This window comes from Actinoallomurus spadix (genome assembly GCF_024055725.1).
GTDB lineage: Bacteria > Actinomycetota > Actinomycetes > Streptosporangiales > Streptosporangiaceae > Actinoallomurus > Actinoallomurus spadix.
This window is the reverse complement of sequence record NZ_JAMXMX010000003.1, coordinates 112,595-135,694: the sequence shown is the minus strand read 5'-3', so window position 1 is coordinate 135,694 and position 23,100 is coordinate 112,595. Positions and strand designations below refer to the sequence as shown.

At 72.5% G+C, this 23,100-nt stretch carries 21 protein-coding genes; 12 read left to right on the top strand and 9 right to left on the bottom strand.

Translation table 11 applies throughout. The features are described 5' to 3' along the window. Positions 1-275: 275 nt before the first annotated feature. Positions 276-755, top strand: coding sequence for a carboxymuconolactone decarboxylase family protein (locus NE235_RS04775; protein WP_252799701.1), 480 nt, complete (start codon positions 276-278; stop codon positions 753-755). 63 nt (positions 756-818) lie between these two features. On the opposite strand, the gene NE235_RS04770 is transcribed toward NE235_RS04775, so the two are convergent. Continuing rightward, on the bottom strand, positions 819-1,022 hold the full coding sequence (locus tag NE235_RS04770; RefSeq protein WP_252799700.1) for a cold-shock protein: 204 nt from the start codon (positions 1,020-1,022) through the stop codon (positions 819-821). Between the two features lie 346 nt (positions 1,023-1,368). On the opposite strand from NE235_RS04770, the gene NE235_RS04765 reads away from it, so the two are divergent. Then, positions 1,369-2,421 carry an SGNH/GDSL hydrolase family protein gene (locus NE235_RS04765; RefSeq protein ID WP_252799699.1) on the top strand — a complete coding sequence of 351 codons (1,053 nt, stop codon included), beginning with the start codon at positions 1,369-1,371 and terminating at the stop codon, positions 2,419-2,421. Positions 2,422-2,447: 26 nt separating this feature from the next. On the opposite strand, the gene NE235_RS04760 is transcribed toward NE235_RS04765, so the two are convergent. From NE235_RS04760 to pip, 6 genes are all read right to left on the bottom strand, one after another. After that, positions 2,448-5,405, bottom strand: a complete 2,958-nt coding sequence (locus tag NE235_RS04760) for a type 1 periplasmic-binding domain-containing protein (RefSeq protein ID WP_252799698.1) — start codon at positions 5,403-5,405, stop codon at positions 2,448-2,450. A 206-nt stretch (positions 5,406-5,611) separates the two neighbouring features. Continuing rightward, positions 5,612-6,742 (bottom strand): NAD(P)H-dependent flavin oxidoreductase, encoded by a 1,131-nt coding sequence (locus tag NE235_RS04755; RefSeq protein ID WP_252799697.1) that lies wholly within the window; start codon positions 6,740-6,742, stop codon positions 5,612-5,614. Further along, the gene (locus NE235_RS04750) at positions 6,723-7,118 is read right to left on the bottom strand and encodes a Zn-ribbon domain-containing OB-fold protein (RefSeq protein WP_252799696.1); all 396 of its coding nucleotides are present in this window, start codon (positions 7,116-7,118) and stop codon (positions 6,723-6,725) included. Before NE235_RS04750 ends, NE235_RS04755 begins: the two co-directional genes overlap by 20 nt. A gap of 49 nt (positions 7,119-7,167) precedes the next feature. Further along, a complete protein-coding gene (locus NE235_RS04745; RefSeq protein ID WP_252799695.1) occupies positions 7,168-8,334 on the bottom strand; it encodes a thiolase family protein in 1,167 nt (388 codons plus the stop codon). 79 nt (positions 8,335-8,413) lie between these two features. After that, positions 8,414-9,340 (bottom strand): arginase family protein, encoded by a 927-nt coding sequence (locus tag NE235_RS04740; RefSeq protein WP_252799694.1) that lies wholly within the window; start codon positions 9,338-9,340, stop codon positions 8,414-8,416. A 55-nt stretch (positions 9,341-9,395) separates the two neighbouring features. Next, on the bottom strand, positions 9,396-10,355 hold the full coding sequence (gene pip, locus NE235_RS04735; RefSeq protein ID WP_252799693.1) for a prolyl aminopeptidase: 960 nt from the start codon (positions 10,353-10,355) through the stop codon (positions 9,396-9,398). 186 nt (positions 10,356-10,541) lie between these two features. Between pip and NE235_RS04730 the strand changes: the two genes are divergently transcribed. The 10 genes from NE235_RS04730 (at position 10,542) to NE235_RS04685 (ending at position 21,017) form a co-directional block, all read left to right on the top strand. Then, complete coding sequence (locus tag NE235_RS04730; protein ID WP_252799692.1) at positions 10,542-12,662, top strand: coiled-coil domain-containing protein; 2,121 nt, start codon at positions 10,542-10,544, stop codon at positions 12,660-12,662. 123 nt (positions 12,663-12,785) lie between these two features. Further along, positions 12,786-14,444, top strand: a complete 1,659-nt coding sequence (locus NE235_RS04725; protein ID WP_252799691.1) for a CTP synthase — start codon at positions 12,786-12,788, stop codon at positions 14,442-14,444. After that, positions 14,441-15,124 (top strand): NUDIX hydrolase, encoded by a 684-nt coding sequence (locus NE235_RS04720; protein WP_308206020.1) that lies wholly within the window; start codon positions 14,441-14,443, stop codon positions 15,122-15,124. Before NE235_RS04725 ends, NE235_RS04720 begins: the two co-directional genes overlap by 4 nt. A 74-nt stretch (positions 15,125-15,198) precedes the next feature. Continuing rightward, complete coding sequence (xerD, locus tag NE235_RS04715; protein ID WP_252799690.1) at positions 15,199-16,110, top strand: site-specific tyrosine recombinase XerD; 912 nt, start codon at positions 15,199-15,201, stop codon at positions 16,108-16,110. 255 nt (positions 16,111-16,365) lie between these two features. Further along, positions 16,366-17,187 carry a ParA family protein gene (locus NE235_RS04710; protein ID WP_425542352.1) on the top strand — a complete coding sequence of 274 codons (822 nt, stop codon included), beginning with the start codon at positions 16,366-16,368 and terminating at the stop codon, positions 17,185-17,187. Between the two features lie 52 nt (positions 17,188-17,239). Next, a complete protein-coding gene (locus NE235_RS04705; RefSeq protein ID WP_252799936.1) occupies positions 17,240-18,076 on the top strand; it encodes a segregation and condensation protein A in 837 nt (278 codons plus the stop codon). Beyond that, on the top strand, positions 18,069-18,683 hold the full coding sequence (gene scpB / locus NE235_RS04700) for an SMC-Scp complex subunit ScpB (protein ID WP_252799689.1): 615 nt from the start codon (positions 18,069-18,071) through the stop codon (positions 18,681-18,683). Before NE235_RS04705 ends, scpB begins: the two co-directional genes overlap by 8 nt. Continuing rightward, positions 18,680-19,417 carry a pseudouridine synthase gene (locus NE235_RS04695; protein ID WP_252799688.1) on the top strand — a complete coding sequence of 246 codons (738 nt, stop codon included), beginning with the start codon at positions 18,680-18,682 and terminating at the stop codon, positions 19,415-19,417. Before scpB ends, NE235_RS04695 begins: the two co-directional genes overlap by 4 nt. Positions 19,418-19,454: 37 nt before the next feature. Next, positions 19,455-19,823, top strand: coding sequence for a chorismate mutase (aroH, locus tag NE235_RS04690; RefSeq protein ID WP_252799687.1), 369 nt, complete (start codon positions 19,455-19,457; stop codon positions 19,821-19,823). Between the two features lie 111 nt (positions 19,824-19,934). After that, a complete protein-coding gene (locus NE235_RS04685; RefSeq protein ID WP_252799686.1) occupies positions 19,935-21,017 on the top strand; it encodes a prephenate dehydrogenase in 1,083 nt (360 codons plus the stop codon). A 26-nt stretch (positions 21,018-21,043) separates the two neighbouring features. On the opposite strand, the gene NE235_RS04680 is transcribed toward NE235_RS04685, so the two are convergent. Next, a complete protein-coding gene (locus tag NE235_RS04680) occupies positions 21,044-22,354 on the bottom strand; it encodes an MFS transporter (protein WP_252799685.1) in 1,311 nt (436 codons plus the stop codon). A gap of 43 nt (positions 22,355-22,397) precedes the next feature. After that, positions 22,398-23,021, bottom strand: coding sequence for a GntR family transcriptional regulator (locus NE235_RS04675; protein ID WP_252799684.1), 624 nt, complete (start codon positions 23,019-23,021; stop codon positions 22,398-22,400). Positions 23,022-23,100: the final 79 nt, after the last annotated feature.

The following is a 23,100-nucleotide window of genomic DNA, read 5'->3' as shown; positions in this document are numbered from 1 at the left end:
CGGCCGCGTCCGGCGTCGCCCCGCTGTGCTCCCTCGTGTCCGGATCCCGGTCCGTCGTCGCCTTCCCGTGCTCGCTCATGGCCGCCCGCCCGTTCGTTGTCGACTGCTCTCCACGCACCAGATGTCGGTCGCGGGCGTTCTGTGACGCCGACGGCCGGTGGCGTACGTCACATGGCCGGGCTGTCACAGGGGCGGGGGCGCCGGCATCTCGTGGTCGTCAGGGCGCCGCGCGGACGATCCGCGCGGTACGCCGCCCCACGCGTGAGGGAAAAGTCATGGAACCTCGTTTCGACCTGATGGCCAACGAGCTCGGCAGCAAGATCGGCAAGCGGTTCTTCAACGTCGGCCTGGCGATCCAGCAGTCGTCGCTGCCCCGGGATCTCCAGGAGCTCGTGATGCTGCGCGCCAGCCAGATCAACGGCTGCGGCTGGTGCGTGGACATCCACACCAAGGAGGCCGCCGCCGCGGGGGAGACTCCGGTCCGCCTCAACCTGGTCGCCGCCTGGCGCGAGTCCAGCGTGTTCACCGAGGCCGAGCGGGCCGCGCTGGCACTCGCCGAGGAGGGCACCCGGCTTGCCGACGCCTGCGAGGGCGTGTCCGACCAGACGTGGGCTCAGGTGCGCAGGCACTACGACGACGACCAGACCGCCGCGCTGGTCTACCTGGTCGCCGTGATCAACGCGGCCAACCGGCTCGGCGTGATCACCCGCCGGCAGGGCGGTTCCTACGAGCCCGGGATGTTCGCAGGGAACTGATCGGTCAACGAGACCGGGCCCGCACCGATGAACGGTGCGGGCCCGGACAGGCACATCTAAGCCTTAGAGCGGGGTCACGTCCTCCGCCTGCGGGCCCTTCGGGCCCTGGGTCGTCTGGAAGCTCACGCGCTGGTTCTCCTCCAGGCTGCGGAAGCCGGAGGAAGTGATCGCCGAGTAGTGAACGAAAACGTCCGGGCCGCCGCCGTCAGGCGCGATGAATCCGAAACCCTTGTCGGCGTTGAACCACTTGACGGTACCTTCTGCCACTTTCCTTCTTCTCTCCTTCTTGGGGAGCCACACCAGACGCCGGTTGCGCCCGGGGCTGCGTTTACGGACCTTTGGCTTACGTCCGCGAAGACTATCCCGGAGAAGCGAAAACGCCCGCCGTCAATACTTCCGCGGGCGTTCAAGATCAAACTTAACACGTACGAGGAAACTACGACTGCAACACCTGGGATGCTATCCGCTCCCCGGAACCCCGGCAAGCGTGCCGGATCATCGCGGGTCTTCGGGTGGCGCGCCGCCCCCGGGAACGGAGGCCCGTCGCGGCCGGGCCCGAGGCTCGCCTCCGGCGTGGTGAGATGAGACCATGATCATGGGGCGGAGGTGGTGCATGGTCGCGCTCGCGGCACTGGGGAGGCGCATCCGCACACGCCGTGGCCTGCTGATCCTGGTCCCGGCGCTCGTCGCGGCGCTGATCGGGGCGCTGGTCGTTCCGCTCGCGGTGACCGGGCAGTGCCGGCTCTTCGGCTCCGGCTGCGGGATCCCGCGCATCCGGTTCGTCTCCCCGCCGACCCGGCTGACCGCCTTGCAGGCCGCCCTGCGCGGCGGCTACGTCGCCCTCGGAGACTCCTACTCCTCGGGAGAGGGGACCTGGGACCTCACCGCCGACCGCGGGTACGCCGGCGGCGGGTCCGAGGACTGCCACCGGTCCAGGGGCGCGTACTTCTCGGCGGTGGCACAGGGCTTCCGGTTCGCGCTCGGCGGAAATCTCTGGGCCTGCAGCGGCGCGCGGATCGATGACATCCTGTACGGCGGCCGGCACGGTGAGCCGGCCCAGGTCGATCGCCTGCGGCCCGAGACGAGCCTGGTGACTCTCACCATCGGTGGCAACGACCTCGGCTTCTCGCAGATCGTCACCCGGTGCGTCGTACGCCTGCCCTGGTCGTCGGCCTGCCGTGACCAGGACCCCGGCATCCGGGCCCGGATGACCGCCCTGCCCGCCCGGCTGGCCACGGTCTTCGACCAGATCGGGCGGCGGGCGCCGAAGGCGCGGATCGTCGTGCTGGGTTATCCCCGGCCGTTCCCGGTGCGGCCCGGCCACTCGGTGGACAACATCGGCGTCGCCGACCAGGCGTACCTCAACGGCGTCGTCCGTGACCTCGACGACGTCATCGCCGCCGCGGCCCGCCGCGCGGACGGGGGGCTGGCGGCTGCGGGCCGTCCGGGCACCGTGGAGTTCACCGACGGGTACGCCGCGTTCGACGGGCACGAGCTCGGGACGGCGCAGCCCTACCTGAACTCCCTGAAGGTCGACTTCGGGGCCTTGGCGGTCGAACCGCGCAGCTTCCACCCGAACGAGCTCGGCTATCGAGCGTTCGCCCAGCTCATCGACCGGCAGATCCAGGCCGGGCCGGCCCGCCCGGTGTATCAGTACCGCCGCTGACCGGCCGTTCCTCCCCGGCTCGCCGCCTACTGGCAGGCCGGAAGGCCAGGGGCGGGCCGGCCACCGGCGAGTTGGCCGCAGACGGCCTTGGGCGTCGCTCCGAGGTCACGGCCGGTCACCTTGACCAGAGTGAGCGCCCGGCGGCCGGAGCCGCCTCTGACGTGCTGGTCGTGGGTGAAGTCGATCAGACCGGTCGCGCCCTGGTAGCTGAGATTCGGCAACGTCAGCAGCACCGAGCCGGAGGTGACCGACGCGGAGCCCGGCGCGCGGGCCGCGCCGTGCGCGGCGAGGTCCAGCGTTCCGAAGGCGCGCTCCGCGGCCTGTGCCAACGCGGACGTCGAGTCGTACGACATGATCATCTGGCCGTCCGCCAGCAGCGCCGAACGCTGTTCGGGGCCGATTCCGAGCTCGTTCCGGGCGAGGACGAAGAACGGGTTGTCGGTGTCCCTGTTCCCCGCGACCAGGTTCGGCGGGTAGGTGAACGTCGTGTAGTAGACCGTCATCGACCGCGGCAACAGCACGTCGGTCCGGCCGGTGCCGAACCGCGACCGGGACACCTCGTCCCCGCCGAGCACCGTCAGCTCGCGATCGGCGCAGCCGCCGTCGCGCAGCGCGTTGATGAGGCCGCCGAGGTCTTCGGTGCGCCCGGCGAAGTACACCAGGGTGTAGGGGTCTCCCGCCGAGTTCCGGCAAGCCGCCCGTACCTTCGCGCCGATGTCGTCGATGCCGTCGTAGCGCAGCATCGTCGAGGACCGGCCGACCGCCAGCGCCCGCCGTGCGTCCTCGGCCAGCTCCGCGCCGTAGTCGTTGCCCTCCACTCCGGGGGAGCGGTAAACGATCAGCGTGCGGCCGGCGCGCTTGCCGCCCAGGGCCTTACGGGCGACCACGGCCTCGTCGTTGTCGGTGGCGGCCAGACCGTAGAACTGCGGGAGCGCGCGCAGCGTGTCGGAGGAGTTGACCGGGTTGACCACCGCGAGGCCGGCGGCGCTCAGCCTGCGGATGGCCTTCTGCGACTCGGCGGTGTTGCGGCCGAGACCGACCACCCCGACGACCGTGCGGTCCCGGCGCGCCATGGCGAGGATGCGGTCCGCCGCGATCTTGGAGAAGGCCATGTCCTGCCCGGCGTTCACCGCGAGCAGACGGATCTTCAGGGGATCGTCGCCGCCGCCGGCTTGGGCACGGTTGTTGCCGCGCTGCGCGAGGTACGCTCCAGCGAGCTGGCGGATGGTGCTCACCGTGCTGTTCTCCTGGCCGTTGGCCGCCGTCATCATCCCGACGTACAGGATCGTCACGTACGGCCGGTGGCCGGCCAGCACCCAGGCGTTCTCCGCCGCGATCCGGTTCTCCAGATCGGCGAGCGTGATCTGGTCCGCGGTATGGGCGGCGTCGGGCTTGGCGCTCCCGCCGCCCAGCGTCGTGCTGAGGGGGCCCTGTTCGAAGCGGACGCCTTCGGTGGCGATGCCGACGCACTCGCGGCTGCCCGCGGCGTCGCGGCGTAGCTGGGTGTCGGTGTTGGCGAAGAACAGGGCGTGGACGCTGCAGTGCGTCGAGGTCAGTTGGGCGTGCAGGTACGACCCGCCGACGGCGAGGGCGGCGAGGAGCGCCAGCAGCGATCGGCCCGACCACAGCCACGTCCAGCGGGGCCGGGTGCGGGGTTTCAGCGGCGGAGGAGTCGCGTCGGCGGGGTTGTCGGCGGTGATGGGCAGCCGCAGCAGCCACGGCGAGGTGACCTGGGTGCTGGGCCCCTGGGCGCCGGCCAGGGACTTGATCCAGTCCTCGTAGCGCTTCTTGAGAGTTTCGGAGCGCTTGCCGGAGGACAGGGAACCGGCGGCGGGAGCGGCACCGAGCAGGTCGTCGATGTCGGCGCGGTGGGCATGGTCGACGGAGGCGATGACGAGCAGGGGATGCAGTTCGCTGCGGCGGCTGCGCACGTCGCTCATGGCCACCAGCAGTTCGGCGCCGCCGTTCCGGCGGGTGATGTCCCGGAGGAACACCACGGACGGGACGGGGCGCTTGAACCCCCGGAGGGTGAAGGAGAGCTTGCGGTGCCGGGCGCGCAGGTCCTCCAGGAACGCGAACGTCTTCGTCTGCAGCCAGGACTTGGCCGCCTTCTCCCGTTTCCTTGCGCCGGCCGACCTGGCCGACTCGATCCCGAGGGCATCGTTGATCTGCTCGAGCTGGGAGTTCAGCCGCCCGCCGAATCCCCGGCTTCCCTGAACCGCGAAGAACGAGGAGGCGGCCAGCCAGCGGTAGCGCGTACCGAATCCGACACGGGACAGGATGGGCAGCCAGATCCTGCGGTTCGACAGGCCGGCGGCGAGTGCGACCGCCGCCAGCAGGACGCAGCAGACGGCAAGCAGGGTGCCGATGCGCGTCTTGTCCGCGACGCCCTGGGCGATGCCGCCGAAGATGGCGGCGACCAGCACGATGACGGTGGACCACCACACCGGCGCGGTCAGCGGCCGCCGGGTCCACGGCAGCAGCACGGCGGCGTCGGACCACTCCTCGGTAGGTGTCGTCGAGGCGGGCCGTTCCCGGTTCTTCTCGGCGGCGCTGCGGACCGCCTCTTCGCAGGACCGGACGAGGTCCGACCGGGGGAACCGGTAACGGCCGGCCGCGGGACCGTTTTCGGGCCACGCGCCGGGCTTGCTCAGCGAGTCGAGCAGGGTGATCCCCGGCGGCGTCCTGCCGGGGACCGCGCCGCCCTGATCTTCGCCGTCGGCGGCGCGCTCCGGGGCGTCCGGGGAGGACAGGACGAGGTGCGGGATGTCGGCCGCGGCCGCCGCCTGCGCCAGGGCGTCGACGTACGCGCCGGCGTCCACACCGGCGTCGGCCGACTCCAGCACCACCAACGGGAACGCCTGGCCGCCCAGCCGCCACGGATGCGCCCTGGTCCATTCGTCCAGCCGCTCCAGGAGCTCACGGCCGACCCCGGTGCTGAGGATCTCCTCGCCCATCGCTCTGGCGGGTTCCGTCACGCTCATGCCGCACCCCCGCGAAATCGGATCGCTCGGCGGTGGCAGACCGCCGTGAATGCAGCGTACGAGGCGGATGCGGGACCCCTCCCGACACTGCGGGATCAGTCCCAACCACAACCTGGGCGGGGGCAGCGCCGAAACAAAAGCCGGCGCCGGGCCGGACCGGCGGGGAGCGGCCGGAAACGGCGGCTCCCCGTGGTCGGTGACGAGGCTCAGTCGTTCGTGATGCGGTTCAGCCGTTCAAGGGCGTCGGCGAACTCCTCGATCATGTCGTAGACGACCTGGCGCGCGGGCTTGACGGTGTTCATCAGCCCGACGACCTGGCCGACGAAGTAGTTGGCGAGCTGCCGGGCGCCCTCGTTGCCGGCCTCGGCGGCCTTGCCGATCGGCGCCATCGCGCCTTCGGCGACGATCATCTGCAGCGGCATCGGCAGCGGGCCGGGACTGGCGGGGGAGTCCCACTCCTCGGTCCAGGCGGAGCGGAGCTGCCGGGCCGGCTTGCCCGTGCGCGACCGGGAGCGGACGGTGTCCCGGGACGTGGCGGCGAGCATCTTGGCCTTGACCGCGGGCAGGGTCTCGGCCTCCTCGGTCGTCAGCCAGACCGAGCCGCACCAGACGCCCGACGCGCCCAGCGCGAGCGCGGCGGCCATCTGACGCCCGGTCGCGATGCCGCCCGCGGCCAGGACGGGCAGCGGCGCGACCGCGTCGACGACCTCCGGGACGAGCACCATCGTGGAGATCTCGCCGGTGTGGCCGCCGGCCTCGCCGCCCTGCGCCACGATCAGGTCGGCCCCGGCCGCCACCTGGCGGCGGGCGTGCTCGACCGTGCCGACCAGCGCCGCCACCGGCACGCCGGCGGCGCGGGCCCGCTCGACCATGACCGGCGGGGGCGGGCCGAGCGCGCTGGCGATGAGCCGGATCGGATGGGCCAGCGCGACGTCGATCAGTTCGGTGGCGCCCTGCTGCGTCACCTGCCGTCCCACGCCGTCGACCCGCGGGTCGCCGAGGGCCTCCGGCGACGGCGCCGGAACGCCGTACTTCTCGAACAGCCCGCTCAGGAACCGCCAGTGCTCCGGCGGCACCGCGGACAGCAGCGAGCCGCGGCCGTCCGCCGCCTCCTTGGCGATCTTGCCGGGGACCAGGACGTCGACGCCGTACGGGCGGCCGCCGACGTGCTCGTCGATCCAGCGCAGCTCCTCCTCGAGACGGTCGGGGCTGTAGGCGACCGCGCCGAGCACGCCGAAGCCGCCCGCGTTGGTGACCGCCGCGACGACGTCGCGGCAGTGGCTGAACGCGAACAGCGGGAACTCGATCCCGAACCTGTCACAGACCTCGGTCTTCACGGTCCTCCTCGAACAGGGGGTGGCTCTCGCCCTCGTCCGGATGGACGAAGCGCGCACGCAACGGCAGCCCTTCGCGCGGGGAGGTCACCCCGTGCAGCCGCCCGTACATCCACGGTCCCTCGGCGAGCTCGACCAGCGCCAGCGGCGCGGGCTCCCCGCCGCGCGGGTGCGCGACCGCCCACGACACGAGGACCGCCCGGCCGCTCGCCTCCGCCCACTCGAGCTCCTCCGCGCCGCACTCGGGGCAGCCGCCGGCGTCCGGGGCGTACCAGTGGTCGCAGGGCGGGCAGTGGCGGATCACCAGCCGGTCCCGCGCCGCGCCGTCGAAGAACGGATCGGAGCGGCCGTCGCGCCGCACGACGCCGAACGTCTCCATGGTCAGGCGCCCTCCGTCGCGGGGGACGCCGTGGTCGTGATCCGCTCGTTCACGGTCGTCCTTTCGGGTGCGGGCCGACGATCAGGGTGGAGTGGTGGTCGAGGATGCCGCCGTTGCCGCTGACCAGGATGAGGTCGTTGCGCGGCGCCTGACGGTCGCCGCCGTCGCCGCGCGCCTGGATGACGGCCTCCGACAGGGGCGTCATTCCCCACAGGTAGTATGCCGACAGCTGCCCGCCGCCGGTGTTGGTCGGCAGCGCTCCGCCGGGGCCGAGGGCGCCGCTCGCGGCGAACGGGCCGCCCTCGCCCTTGGCGCAGAAGCCGTAGTCCTCCAGGGACACGAGGACCGTGTAGGTGTAGCAGTCGTACAGCTGGCACACGGTGATGTCGCCGGGGGTGACGCCGGCCATCTTCATCGCCGCCGGGCCGGAGATCGCGGCCCCGGTCGTCAGCCCGAACGCACTGCCGCGTTCGAGCCGGTGCCCGGGGTGCCCCTGCCCCCAGCCCCAGATGTGGACCGGGGGCCGCGCCAGGTCGCGGGCGCGCTCGGCGCCGGTGACGATGACCGCGACGCCGCCGTTGGAGACCAGGCAGCAGTCGAGGAGGCGCAGCGGCTCGACGACCCAGCGGGACTCCTGGTGGTCGCGCAGGGAGATCGGGTCGCGCAGCTGGGCGCGGGGGTTGCCGGCCGCCCAGGCGCGGGTGCTCACCGCGATCGCGCCGAGCTGCTCGCTGGTGGTGCCGTAGCGGAGCATGTGCCGCCGGGCGGCCAGCGCGTAGTAGACGTTGACGCTGCGGAACCCGAGGGCCGCGCGGAGCCCGTCCAGGCCGTGCCACTCGCGGGCGTCGCGGCCGTACGCGGCGCCCGCCGAACGTTCGGGCCGCAGTGGCGCGTCGGCGAACACGCAGGCGACGGCGCTCGCCGAACCGGCGGCGATCATCGACGCGGCGTGGGCCACCATGGCTCCGGCCGACGCGCCGAACGTGTTCATCGACGTGAGCAGCCGGAGGTCGCGCAGGCCGAGGGTACGGGCCAGTTCGATGCCGGGGGAGCCGGACATGCCGGGCGCGACGATCAGGCCGTCGAGGTCGGTGAGGGCGAGCCCGGCGTCGGCCGCCGCCGCGCGTACGGCCTGCGCCGCCAGGCGGCGCGGACTGCGGCCGTACACCTTGCCGAGCTCGGTCATGCCCAGCCCGGCGATCGCGGTCTCAGCCATGGCCCACCGTCGCCGCCTCACTCTCGTGCGCGTTCGCTCCCCACCGTACCGAATGGAGTTCGGTACGGGGAGTGCCCGCTCAGCGGATGAGGGCCGAGACGAGGGCGCCGGCCAGGGCGCGGCCCGCCTCGCCCGACGGGTCGAGCTCCGGGTCGTAGATGCCCACGTGCATGCCGGCCACGCGGGGGTCGGCGAGCAGGATCGCCAGGACCTCGGTGAACTCCGGGACGGACAGGCCGTCCGGGTTGGGGGAGTCGACCGCCGGCATGACGCTCCTGTCCAGCACGTCCGCGTCGATGTGGATCCAGTGCCCCTCGACGGGTGCCGCCGCCAGGTCCCGGCGCGCCGCCTCGGCGGCCGCCGAGGCGCCGTGCGCGCGGACGTACTCGATCGGGTAGCGGTGGATCGGCGACGTTCGGAAGCGCTCGATGTCGAACAGCTCGAGGTCCTCCGGTTCGTACTGCGCGCCGATGTGCACCGCGTGCTCCTCGGCGATGTACGGGCCGAGGCCCTCGATGCCGGTCAGCGCCGCCGGCCCGTGCCCGGTGATGAGCGCGAGCGCCGTGCCCCCGGCGGTGAAGCGGCCGTGCCGGCTCGCCGGGTCCAGGAGCGGGGAGTAGTCGTCGTGCCCGTCGAGGTACACGAACCCGTACGCGCCGCGCCGCCGCAGCGCCAGGGCGGGCCCCAGCGCGATGCCGCAGTCGCCGCCCAGCACGAGCGGGAACCGTCCCGCGTCGAGAAGGTCCCCGACGCGGTCCGCGAGCCGTACGGAGAACTCCGCGATCGCCGGGCCGTTGCGGTAGCCGGTGACGGGGTCGCCGTCGAACGAGTACGGCGGCGGCTCGACCCGGCCCGCGTCCGCCGCGCCGAGCCGGTCGACGAGGCCGTGGCCGCGCAGCGCGGCGGCGAGGCCGCGGACCCCGGGCTGGTGGCCCTCGCGCGGCGGCCGGAGCCCGAGGTTCGACGGAGCGTCCAGGACGGCGATCGATCGCTGCACGGAGGTCATGACACCACCTAAGTCGTTACGGTGGTCACATCCTGTCGGCGGGTGATCCGCGCCGTCAACGGGCGAAGCGGTCCGTGGCCTCGATGAGGTGGTGCAGGATGCCCGGCTCGCTGTAGGCGTGCCCCGCGTCGTCGACGAGGTGGAACTCGGCCTCCGGCCAGGCCCGGTGCAGGTCCCACGCGGTCGCCGCCGGAGTCGCGATGTCGTAGCGGCCCTGCACGATCACCGCCGGGATGTGCCGGATCTTGCCGACGTCCCGGATCAGCTGCCCGTCCTCGAGGAACCCGTCGTTGACGAAGTAGTGGTTCTCGATCCGGGAGAACGCCACCGCGTAGTCGGGGTCGCCCTGCTGCGCGATGATCTCCGGGTCGGGGCGCAGCGTGATCGTCGAGCCCTCCCAGACGCTCCACGCCCGCGCCGCCGGAACGCGCACGTCCGGGTCGGGGTCGTTCAGTCGCGCGGCGAACGCGGCGATCAGGTCGTCCCGCTCGTCCTCGGGGATCGGGGCGACGTACTGCTCCCACAGGTCGGGGAAGAGCAGCGAGGCGCCCTCCTGGTAGTACCAGTACAGCTCGAACGGCCGCAGCGTGAAGATCCCCCGCAGGACCAGCTCGGTCACCCGGTCCGGGTGCGTCTCGGCGTACGCCAGGGCCAGCGCGCTGCCCCAGGACCCGCCGAACACCAGCCACCGGTCGATGCCCAGGTGCTCGCGCAGCCGCTCCAGGTCCGCGACGAGGTTCCAGGTCGTGTTGTGCTCCAGCGAGACGGCCGGGTCGCTCGCGTGCGGTCGGCTGCGCCCGCAGTTGCGCTGGTCGAACAGCACGATGCGGTACGCCTCCGGGTCGAACTGCCGCCGGTGGCCGGGCGTGCAGCCGCCGCCGGGCCCGCCGTGCAGCATCACCGCGGGCTTGCCGTCGGGGTTGCCGCAGACCTCCCAGTAGATCTGATGATCGTCGTCGCCGACGTCGAGCAGGCCGGAGTCGTACGGCTCGATCGGCGGGTAGAGCGTCCTCATGCCGGAGATTCTCGCACCCGACACGCCGACGACCGCGCAGAGTGACGGCCGACGGCCTCACGGTGCGTCACCGCTGGTCACGGGGGTCGCATGAAACAGCGTAGATCTCGAAATCATCACGAGTTATGCGCCACACCTTGCGTGACATGGCAGACAGCTAGGTGAGACGCCCTTAGAGTTCCCTATGTGAGCGATCTCAACGGTTCGGGCGGTTCCTATGCCCCAGAGGGCGCCGGGTCGTCGTGGGCGCCCAGCAACGCCAACCCACCGGCGCGCCCCGGCGAGGCCGACCAACCGGCCGAGGTGGTCGACCGGCTGAGGCAGATGGCCGACATGCTCGCCGGCGCCCTCGCGCAGGGAGAGCAGAAGGTCGCCGAGGCCAAGCAGGACGCCGCGGCACAGATCGCCGCCGTACGCGCCGAGCACGAGTCGGCCAAGCAGGAGGCCGCGTCCGCCTGGCAGGAGGCGGAGCGGCTGCGCACCCAGATGGAGCAGGCCCAGGCCACCGCGCGCCAGATGCTGGCCGAGCGCGAGTCCGCCAAGCAGGACGCCGCCTCCGCGCTGCAGGAGGTCGAGCGCATCCGCGCCGCGCACGACCAGATGGAGCAGCGCGTCGAGCAGGCCGAGGCCGCCGTGCGCCAGATGATGGCCGAGCGGGAGTCCGCGCAGCAGGAGGCCGCGGCCGCGCGCCAGGAGACCGCCACTGCCAGGCAGGAGACCGTCGCCGCGCGGCAGGAGACGCAGGCCGAGCGGCAGCTCAAGGAGCAGGCCGAGGCCGCGGTCCGCCAGATGATGGTCGAGCGTGAGGCCGCCCAGCAGGAGACGCTCGCGGAGCGGCAGCTCAAGGAGCAGGCCGAGGCCGCGGTCCGCCAGATGATGGTCGAGCGTGAGGCCGCCCAGCAGGAGACCGCCGCCGCGCGGCAGGAGACCCTGGCGGAGCGGCAGCTCAAGGAGCAGGCCGAGGCCACCGCCCGCGGCCTCATGGCCGAGCGTGAGGCCGCCAAGCAGGACGCCGCCGCCGCCCTGCAGGAGGTCGACCGGATGCGCGCCCAGGTCGAGGAGATGGGGCAGCGCGTCGAGCAGGCCGAGACGTCCGCCCGGCAGGCGGTCTCCGAGCGCGACCAGGCCCAGCAGGAGGCGCAGACCGCCTGGCAGGAGGGCCTGCGGGCCCGCGCCCAGGCGGAACAGTCCGAGGCCGCGATGCGCCAGGCCCTGACCGAGCGTGACCAGGCGCAGCAGGAGACCGTCGCCGCCCGGCAGGAGACCGACCAGGCCCTCGCGCAGTCCCGGCAGGCCGAGCAGCGGGCCGAGCAGGCCGAGGCCGCGGTACGCCAGCTCATGGCCGAGCGGGAGGCCGCACAGCGGGAGGCCGGCTCGGCGTGGCAGGAGGTCGAGCGCCTGCGCGTCTCGACCGAGCAGGCCGAGGCCGCGATGCGGCAGGCGTTCACCGAGCGCGACCAGGCGCGGGCCGCCGCCGATCAGGCGCAGGCGGTCGCCGAGCAGGCCAGGGCGGCGGCCGAGCAGGCGGAGGCCACCACCCGGCAGGCGTTCTCCGAACGCGACCAGATGCGGGAGGACCGCGACGAGGCGCACCGCTCCGCCGGCGAGGCCCAGACCGCGCGCAAGGCCGTCGAGGGCGAGCGCGACCGGATCTCCCAGCACGCGGCCGACCTCTCGAAGACCCTGGAGTCCTCCCAGATCGAGATCGCGGGCCTGCGCGCGAAGGTCGCCGAGCTCGAGGCGGCGGCCCTGACCCTGCAGCAGACGGCGGCCGCGTCGGCCAAGGAGGCCGAGGACGCCCGCCGTCGCGCCCAGGAGCTCGACGTCGAGCGCCTCCGGGCGGTGGACCAGGCGACCAAGGCCGAGAGCAACCGGGACCTGGCCGAGCGCGGGCAGGCGCGGGCCCAGTCCGAGCTGGCCCAGGCCCAGCGCCGGGCCGAGGACGCCATCCGCGACCGCGACCAGGCCCTCGCGTCGGCGCGGCAGGCGACCGCCGACCGTGACCAGGCCCTCGCGTCCGTCCGGCAGGTGACCACCGAGCGCGACCAGGCCCTCGCGTCCGCCCGGCAGGCCACCGCCGACCGCGACGCTCTCGCCAAGAAGCTGCAGGAGCGCGAGGAGTGGGTCGACCAGCTCGCCGAGGCCGTCACCCAGCAGCGTGACGCCCTGGCCGCCCTCTCCACCGAGCGGGACCAGGCGCGTACCGCCGCCGACCAGGCCCGGAAGATCATCGACGAGCTCAGCGGCCAGATCCAGGGCGGTGGAGTGCCGAACACGACGGGGAGCTACGCGAACGGCTACCGCTGACGCCGCTCACCGCCGATCGGCGGGCGCCGCCAGGAGAGTCGCCTGTTATCCTGGTGGCCCGTGGACATTCGGTTGTTCGCCACGCCGGTGAACGCCGCGACAACGACCACGGGAGCGTCTTTCTTGCCTTCGGCAGTCATTGGTGGGCCCGTCCGGGCCACCAAGCATCTCTTCGTCACCGGCGGTGTCGCCTCGAGCCTCGGTAAGGGCCTGACGGCCTCCAGTCTCGGGCGGCTGCTGACCCTGCGGGGTCTGCGCGTCACCATGCAGAAGCTCGACCCCTACCTCAACGTCGACCCGGGAACGATGAACCCGTTCCAGCACGGGGAGGTCTTCGTCACCGACGACGGGGCCGAGACCGACCTCGACGTCGGCCACTACGAGCGGTTCCTCGACACGGAGCTGCACGGCTCGGCCAACGTCACCACCGGCCAGGTGTACTCCAACGTGATCGCCAAAGAGCGGCGCGGGGAGTACCTCGGCGACACCGTGCAGGTCATCCCGCACATCACCAACGAGATCAAGGACCGGATCCGCGGCATGGCCGGTCCCGACGTCGACGTGGTCATCACCGAGGTGGGCGGCACGGTCGGCGACATCGAGTCGCTGCCGTTCCTGGAGGCCGTGCGCCAGATCCGCCACGAGATCGGCCGGGACAACTGCTTTTTCCTGCACGTCTCGCTGCTGCCCTACATCGGCCCGTCCGGTGAGCTGAAGACCAAGCCGACGCAGCACTCGGTCGCCGCGCTGCGCAGCATCGGCATCCAGCCCGACGCGATCGTGTGCCGTTCGGACCGGCCGATCACCCAGGGCCTGAAGAACAAGATCAGCCTGATGTGCGACGTGGACGCCGACGCCGTGGTCTCGGCCGTGGACGCGCCCAGCATCTACGACATCCCGAAGGTCCTGCACAAGGAGGGCCTGGACGCCTACGTCGTGCGCCGGCTGGGCCTGCCGTTCCGCGACGTCGACTGGAAGCAGTGGGACGACCTGCTGCACCGTGTGCACCGGCCCGCCCACGAGGTCACGATCGCGCTGGTCGGCAAGTACATCGACCTGCCCGACGCGTACCTGTCGGTGACCGAGGCGCTGCGGCACGGCGGGTTCGCCAACGACACCCGCGTCAACATCCGCTGGGTGAAGAGCGACGACTGTGAGACGCCGCAGGGCGCGGAGCGTGAGCTGCGCGGCGTCGACGGCGTCCTGATCCCCGGTGGCTTCGGCGTGCGCGGCATCGAGGGCAAGGTCGCCGCCGCCCGCTGGGCGCGGGAGAACCGCGTCCCCACCCTGGGCATCTGCCTGGGCCTGCAGTGCATGGTCATCGAGGCGGCCCGGGCCCTGGCCGGCATCGAGGGCGCCAACAGCGCCGAGTTCGACGAGAAGGCCGCCGACCCGGTGATCGCCACGATGGCCGACCAGGTCGACGTGGTCGCGGGCGAGCGGGACATGGGCGGCACGATGCGGCTCGGCCTGTACCCGGCCGACCTCGCCGAGGGCTCCCTGGTCCGCGAGCTGTACGGCGCGGCAAAGGTCGAGGAGCGGCACCGGCACCGCTATGAGGTCAACAACGCCTACCGCGAGGAGCTGACGGCGGCCGGGCTCGTCTTCTCCGGCCTGTCCCCGGACTCGCGCCTCGTCGAGTACGTCGAGCTGCCCCGTGACCGTCACCCGTTCTACGTCGCGACCCAGGCGCACCCGGAGTTCCGGTCCCGGCCGACCCGCGCGCACCCGCTGTTCGCCGGCCTCGTCGCCGCCGCCCTGGGCGAGATGGGCGACCGGTGAGCGGCGGGGACGTGACCGGCGGGGGACCGGCGACCGGCGGTGACGTGCGCGGCGGGGATGGCGACGTCGTCGACGAGCCCTGCCGCTGGGAGACCGTGGGCAGCGAGCCGCGGTTCGACGGCGCGATCATCCAGGTGCGCACCGACCGGGTCCGGATGCCGAACGGCGACGACTCGGAGGTCGTCGGGCGCGACATCGTCGTGCACCCGGGGTCCGTCGGCGTGATCTGCCTGGACGACGAGGAGCGGGTCCTGCTGCTGCGGCAGTACCGCCACGCCGTCGGGTACCTCCTGTGGGAGCCGCCGGCCGGTCTGCGCGACGTCGAGGGCGAGCCGCTGTGGCGCACGGCGGAGCGCGAGCTGGCCGAGGAGGCGGGCTACCGCGCCCGGGAGTGGCACACCCTCCTGGACGCCTGCACGTCACCGGGCATGACGGACGAGCGGACGCGGGTCTTCCTCGCCCGCGGGCTCAGCGAGATCCCCGAAGGCGAGAACGACTTCGAGCGGGTGCACGAGGAGGCCGACATGCCGACCGTGTGGGTCCCGCTGGAGGAGGCGGTCGCCGCGGTCCGGCAGGGACGGATCCACAATTCCCTCGCGGTCATGGGTATCTTGTCGGTCTACGCCGCCCGGGCCACGGGCTTCCGCGACCTGCGCGCACCCGACGCCCCCGAGTGGTGACCCGCGTCCGCCACGACTCGTCCAGATGAGGTGCCGCGCTGATATCCGCCGCCGGTGAAGAGGTCGGACGATCGTTGCAGGCGCAGGTCCGGGCCTACCTCGACCATCTCGCGGTCGAGCGCGGCCTGGCCGCCAACACGTTGAGCTCCTACCGGCGTGACCTGCGCCGCTACGTCGACGCGCTGACCGCGCGCGGCCGTACGGCGATCGGCCAGGTCGGCGAGGACGACGTCGTGTCCTTCCTGGCGGGGTTGCGGGAGGGCGACGAGGCGCATCCGCCGCTCGCGGCCGGCTCCGCGGCCCGCGCGGTCGTCGCGGTGCGCGGCCTGCACCGGTTCGCGGTGCGGGAGGGCATGGCGGCGGCCGACCCGGCGCGGGACGTCAAACCGCCCGCGCCGCCGCGCCGGCTGCCCAAGGCGATCGGCATCGAGGAGGTCGAGCGGCTGCTCGCCGCCGCCGGGCCGCCGGACACGGCGCGGGGGATGCGCGACCGCGCCCTGCTCGAGCTGCTGTACGGGACCGGCGCCCGCATCTCCGAGGCCGTCGGCCTGGCCGTCGACGACGTCGACCTGGACGACGCCGTGGTCCTGCTGCGCGGCAAGGGCGGCAAGGACCGCGTCGTCCCGGTCGGCCGGTACGCGCGGGAGGCCCTTGAGGCCTACCTCGTACGGGCCCGGCCGGCGCTGGGCGGCCGGGGGCAGGGCGGCCCGGCCCTGTTCCTGAACGCCCGCGGCGGGCGGCTGTCGCGCCAGAGCGCCTGGTCGACGCTGCGGTCGGCGGCGGCGCGCGCCGGGCTGAAGGACGTCTCCCCGCACACACTGCGGCATTCTTTCGCGACCCACCTGCTCGACGGCGGCGCCGACGTTAGGGTGGTACAGGAGTTGCTGGGCCACGCGTCGGTGACGACGACCCAGGTGTACACCCTGGTCACCGTCGACCGGCTCCGCGAGGTCTACGCATCGGCGCATCCGCGCGCGCTGGCGTGAGCGGGCCGAGCCGGCGCCGTCCGACGGCGTCCCGCAGGTCCGTGAGACGGTGGTGTTCGCGGTGCGCCGCCTTGCCCGTCCTGATTGACAGGCCCTAGAGTCCCCATCTACGGCAAACCACAGCCGCCGGGGAGGTTCGAGGAGCTGGTGACTGAACCCAGCGAGCAGGAGAGAGCACGTTCGGAGTTGGCGCTCTCGACCGCCATCGCGACCGATCCGCGTGACGCGGCGCCACTCGGCCCTACGCAGCGTCCCATTCCGTCGTTTCCGGACCCGCCGCCGTTGCAGGAGCACGGGCCGGCCCGGATCGTCTCGGTCTGTAACCAGAAGGGCGGCGTCGGTAAGACGACGACCACGATCAACCTCGGCGCCTCGCTCGCGGAGCAGGGCCGCCGGGTGCTGCTCGTCGACTTCGACCCGCAAGGGGCGCTGTCGGTCGGCCTCGGCAAGGGCGACCCGCGTCAGCTCGACCTGACGATCTACAATCTGCTCATGGAGCGGGGCGTGGAGACCGACGAGGTCATCCTGCCGACCAGCGTCGAGGGCATGGACCTGCTGCCCAGCAACATCGACCTGTCGGGCGCGGAGGTCCAGCTGGTCCACGAGGTCGGCCGGGAGTACATCCTCGGCGGGCTGCTCAAGCCGGTCACCGACGAGTACGACTACATCATGATCGACTGTCAGCCGTCGCTCGGCCTGCTGACCGTGAACGCGCTCGCCGCCAGCCAGGGCGTCCTCGTGCCCCTGGAGTGCGAGTACTTCGCCATGCGCGGCGTCGCGCTGCTCATGGAGACGATCGAGAAGGTCAAGGCCCGGCTCAACCCGGAGCTGACCATCGACGGGTTCCTGGCCACCATGTACGACTCGCGTACCCTCCACACCCGCGAGGTGCTCGGCCGGATCGTCGAGGCTTTCGGGGACAAGGTCTTCCACACGGTCATCAACCGCACGGTCCGGTTCCCGGATGCGACGGTCGTCGGTGAGCCCATCACCCGGTTCGACCCGTCGTCCATGGGCGCGAACGCCTACCGGGAGCTGGCCAAGGAGGTGCTGCAGAGGTGGCAGCCCGCCGGGTGATCCCCGCGACGGCGCCGTAGGGGAGTCCGTGACCTCGACTACCGTGGACGAGGTGGGCGAACCGGCGGCAGAGGAGACAGCGGAGCAGGAGGGTGGCTTCCGGGTCCACCTGGACAACTTCGAGGGGCCGTTCGACCTGCTCCTCGGGCTGATCTCCAAGCACAAGCTCGACATCACCGAGGTGTCGCTGCACAAGGTCACCGACGAGTTCATCGCCCACATCCGGTCCCACGGCCGCGACTGGGACCTGGACCAGGCCAGCCACTTCCTGCTCGTCGCCGCCACCCTCCTGGACCTCAAGGCCGCCCGGCTCATCCCGTCGGGCGAGGTCGAGGACGAGGAGGACCTGGCGCTCCTCGAAGCCCGCGACCTGCTGTTCGCCCGGCTTCTGCAGTACCGCGCCTACAAGGAGATCGCGGCGCTGTTCGCCGGGCGGATCGCCGCCGAGTCGCGCCGGTTCCCGCGGATGGTGCCGATGGAGCCGAAGTTCGCCGGCCTGCTGCCCGAGGTGCTGCTCGGCCTCGGACCGGAGGCGTTCGCGAGCCTGGCCGCCCGTACCCTCGCGCCCAAGCGCCCGCCGACCGTGTCGATCGAGCACATGTACTCCCCGCAGGCCAGTGTGCGGGAGCAGGCGAGCATCGTCGTGGAGCGGTTGCGTAAGCTTGGGCACGCGACCTTTCAGGTCCTGACCGCCGACTGCGCGGGCACTTTCGAGGTCGTCGCCCGGTTCCTGGCCCTCCTGGAGCTCTACCGCGAGAAGGCCGTCGCCTTCGAGCAGGACGAGCCCCTCGGTGAGCTGCACGTCACCTGGACCGGGTCCGCCGAGGGTGACATCAAGGTCGGCGACGACTACACCGGCCGACCGACGGAGTCCGACGACGATGACTGACACATCACCCCACGAGGCCGAGACGCTCCCGGGTTCCCACGACGAGCTCCCCGGCGGACCGGGGCCGGAGCCGTCGCTGCGGGCGGGGCTGGAGGCGATCCTGCTCGTCGTCGACGAGCCGGTGCCGGAGGTCACGCTCGCGCAGATCGTCGAGCGGCCCCGGCATGAGGTCGCCGCGGCGCTGCGCGGGCTCGCCGCGGAATACACCGCCCAGGGGCGCGGGTTCGACCTGAGAGAGATCGCCGGTGGATGGCGCTTCTACACGCGTGACGTCTGCGCGCCGCTCGTCGAGCGGTTCGTCCGGGACGGCCAGCAGGCTCGCCTGACCCAGGCCGCCCTGGAGACGCTCGCCGTCGTGGCGTACCGCCAGCCGGTGAGCCGGGCACGGGTCTCGGCCATCCGCGGGGTCAACAGCGACGGCGTGATCCGCACGCTGACCCTGCGGGGCCTCATCGAGGAGGCGGGCCACGACGAGCACCAGGCGGTGCTCTACCGTACGACCGGTTACTTCCTCGAGCGGCTGGGACTGAACAGCCTGGAGGAGCTGCCCGATCTCGCCCCGTATCTACCTGACGACGTGGAAGGCATAGAGGAACTCCAGCAGTGAACCAGACCAATGAGGGCGTACGACTGCAGAAGGTGCTCGCCGACGCGGGCATCGCGAGCCGGCGCGCCTGTGAGGACCTGATCGCCGCCGGCCGTGTGACCGTGGACGGCGAGAAGGTGACGTGGTTCGGCGCCCGCGTCGATCCCGAGACCGCCGTGATCCACGTCGACGGCAAGCGGATCCCGACCCGCACCGAGCTGCGCTACTACGCCCTGAACAAGCCCAGGGGCGTCGTCAGCACGATGTCGGACCCGCGCGGCCGTAAGACCCTCGCCGCGTACGTCGGGGACGTTCCCGAGCGGCTCTACCACGTGGGGCGGCTCGACACCGACACCGAGGGACTGATCCTGCTGACCAACGACGGGGAGCTGGCCAACCGGCTGATGCACCCGCGGTACGGCGTCAGCAAGACCTACCTCGCCGAGGTGCACGGCCCGATCGACCGGGACCTGGGCCGCCGGCTGAAGAAGGGCGTCGAGCTCGCGGACGGGTTCGCCAAGGCGGACGCGTTCCGGATCTTCGACCAGGTCGGCAGGCGCGTCCTCGTCGAGGTGACGCTGCACGAGGGGCGCAAGCACATCGTCCGGCGGTTGCTGGCGGAGGTCGGCTACCCGGTCCAGCAGCTCGCCCGTACGGAGTTCGGCCCGATCAAGCTCGGCCGGCTGCAGTCCGGCACCATCCGGGCGCTGAGCACCAAGGAGATCGGCGAGCTGTACGCCGCCGTCGAGCTGTAGAGCGCACCGTACGCGGGCGGATATCGAGGAAGGTTTCATGGGACGAGCAGTACGAGCGGTCCGCGGTGCCACGCAGATCGAGGATGACGACCGGGACCAGATCCTGGAGGCGACGGGCGAGCTGGTCGCGGAGGTGATGAGCCGCAACGCCCTCACGACCGACGACGTGATCAGCGTCATCTTCACCGCGACCCCGGACCTGACCGCGGAGTTCCCGGCGCTGGCCGCGCGCAAGATGGGCTTCAACGAGGTCCCGCTGCTGTGCGCGACCGAGATCGACGTGCCGCACGCGCTGCCCCGGGTGATCCGGCTGATGGCCTGGGCCGAGACCGCCCGGCCGCGCTCGGAGATCCAGCACGTCTACCTGCGCGGGGCCGTCGCCCTGCGGCTCGACATCGTCCAGTAGCGCAGGTTCCCGTATGCCTTCCCGAGGGGGCGGAAGACCCGGCCGTACGCCCTTCCGCCCCTGATCGCCGGGCCTCGCGCGGGCGGTGGAATCGATACGCTGGTAACTCGCGTGGAGGTGAGACCAATCGGGGAGATCCGGCGGATCGTCGTCATCGGCACCGGACTGATCGGGACGTCCGTGGCCCTCGCGCTGCGGGAGCGGGGCGTCGAGGTGTCACTCGCCGACCGTGACCAGGCGTCCGTGCGCCTGGCGGCCGAGCTGGGGGCTGGGACGCCGCTGCGCGACGACGACGGACCGGCCGACGTGGCGGTGCTGGCGGTCCCGCCGGCGGCGGTCGCGGCCACCCTCCTGGACGCGCAGAAACGGGGCCTGGCCCGCGTCTACACCGACGTGGCCAGCGTCAAGACCCGGCCGCTGCGCGAGGCCGCCGAGCTGGGCTGCGATCTGGGCTGTTTCGTCGCCGGGCATCCGCTGGCCGGCAGTGAGCGGTCCGGGCCCGCCGCCGCGCGGGCCGATCTGTTCCTCGGCCGGCCGTGGGCGCTGTGCCCGACCGGCGACACCGACGCGGCCGCCGTCGAGACCGTCACCGCGCTGGCGCGGGCGTGCGGGGCGCAGACCGTGGTGGTGGACGCCGAGGAGCACGACCAGGCCGTCGCGCTGGTCTCGCACGCGCCGCACGTCGTCGCGGCCGCGGTGGCCGCGCGCCTGCGGGACGCGCCGAAGGTCGCGCTCGGCCTCGCCGGCCAGGGCGTACGCGACGTCACCCGCATCGCGGCCGGTGACCCGGACCTGTGGATCGGAATCCTCGGATCGAACGCCCTGCCGGTGGCGGAGGTGATCGAGGAGGTCGCCGCCGACCTGACGGCCGTGGCCGCCGCGCTGCGCGAGGACGCCGGGCCGGGCGTCACCGACCTCCTGGAGCGTGGCGGGGCGGGCCGCCGCCGCCTGCCCGGCAAGCACGGCGGGCGGCCGGGCGCGTACACCGTCGTGTCCGTCGTCATCCCCGACCGGCCCGGCGAGCTGGCCCTGCTGTTCCAGGCGGCGGGCGTCGCCGGGGTGAACATCGAGGACGTCACGATCGAGCACTCCCCGGGCCGCCCGGTCGGTGTGGTCGAGCTGAGCGTCGACCCCGCCGCGGCCGAGCGGCTCGCCGAGGAGCTGCGGGCCCGGGGCTGGTCCGTTCCCCGCTGAGCGGGCCCACGCGGCTGAGACGGGACTCAGCGGCCGGGCCGGGACCGACGCAGGAGCATCGTCACGCGCACGGCGCCGATGACGACCAGGCCGGTGATCGGGATGAACGCCACCTGGAACGCGGTGGGGCCGTAGCCGCCGCCGGTGGCGTCGAGCAGGACCCCGGCGGTCAGCAGGCCGGTGATGGTGGAGGAGAACCCGCCGAGGTTGACGATGCCGGAGACGACGCCGCCGCGCTCCGGCGGGTTCGAGTCCCGTGCGAGGTCGAAGGCGAGCATGGAGGCCGCGCTGCCGACCGCGTTGATCAGGACGAGGAGCAGGGCCAGCGGAGCGGGCAGGTGACCGCCCGGCCAGGTGATCGCGACGAGCCAGGCGACCGCGAGGGTGATGACGGCCGAGATGATCAACCGGCCGCGCAGGTCGGGACGGCGGCCGGCGAACCAGCCGAGGAGCGGGGCCGCCACCATGGGTGTCGCCGCGCCGAGCGTGAGGATGAGCCGGGCCGGGCCGGGCGCCATGCCCAGCCCCTTGACCAGGTACGGGTAGCCCCACAGGGTGGCCAGCACGGTGAACGACGACAGCGTGAAGTGCGTCCACAGGCCGGTACGGGTGCCGCGCGCGGCGAAGACCGCCCGGATGTCGTCGAGCGCGGAGCGCTTCTTCGCGTCGGCGGAGGTGCCCGCGACGGAGATGGAGCGTTCCATGGGAGCGCCAGGGTGGTTGCGCACGAACAGCCACACGACGACCGCCATCGCGCCGCTGATCACCGCGATGCCGACGAACGTCCTCGTCCAGCCGTACGCGTGCAGGCCGGCGGACAGCGGCACCGTGCCGACGACCTGACCGAGCGACCCGATCATCGCGGTCATCGCGGTGAGCAGCGCGAACCGCCGGCGGGGGAACCATGCGGCGATCAGGCGGATGAGGTTGAGGAACGTCATCGCGTCGCCCAGCCCGACCAGCACCCGGCCGGTGACGGCGAGCGGCATGGTGGTCGCGAACGCGAACACCGTCTCGCCGAGCGCCATGATGACGAGGGCCGCGCCGATCATCCGGCGTGGTCCGAGCCGGTCGGCCATCAGCCCGCCCGGGATCTGCATCACGAGGTACACGCCGAGCTGCAGGATCACGAACATCGACAGCGCGGTCGCACCGACCCCGAAGCGCTGCTGCGCGGCGAGCGAGGCGACGCCGAGGCTGGTCCGGTGGAAGAAGGCGATGAGGTACGCCAGCGCCGCGACGCCCCACACGGTCCAGGCGCGGCGTCCGCCGAGCGGGTGAGAGGGGGGCCGCGGTGCGGACGCTTCGGCGGGAACGGTCAGTACCGCGGATTTCAAGGGGGGCAGCCTTTCGGGGGTGGTGCTTCGATCGGTATGGCGGTCACGCGTACCCGCGCAGGACCGTCACCGCGACACGCAGGTGACGGTGGACCGCGGCGCGGACCCGCTCGCGGTCGCCGGTTCGCACGGCCTCGAGGATCTCGGCGTGGTCCTGAATCGCGGTCGCGGTGCGTTCCGGATCATCGGCCGTCAGCCGCGCCATGCGCAGTTGACGGTCGCGCAGCGCGTCGTAGAGCTGCAGAATGATCTCGTTGCCCGCCGCGGCGACCATTGTTCGGTGGAAACAACGGTCCGCGCGCGTGAATTCCCGGGCGTCCCCGGAGGCGGCGTGGGTGCGCATCGCCTCGAGCCACCGGGCCAGTTCGTCGATCTGCTCCGGGCCGAGCGCCGCCTTGTCCGCGGCGAACGTCTCCACGAGCTCCCGCGCCTCGAAGACGTCGGAGATCTCCTGGGACGAGACCGGCAGCACGAGCGCGCCGCGCTTGGGATAGAGCCGGACCAGGCCCTCGGCCTCGAGCCGGAGCAGCGCCTCGCGTACGGGAGTGCGGGAGACGCCGACCGCCGAGGCGATCTCACCCTCGCTGAGCAGCGCGCCGCCCGGGTAGGCGCGGTCGAGGATGGCCTGCTTGACGTGGTCGTAGGCCCGGGAGGTTGCCGATGTCATCTTGTATCTATGTTACATACAAGTCGTACGGGACCGCGGACGGCCACGGGGGGACCCGCAGACCGGTAGCCTCATTCGT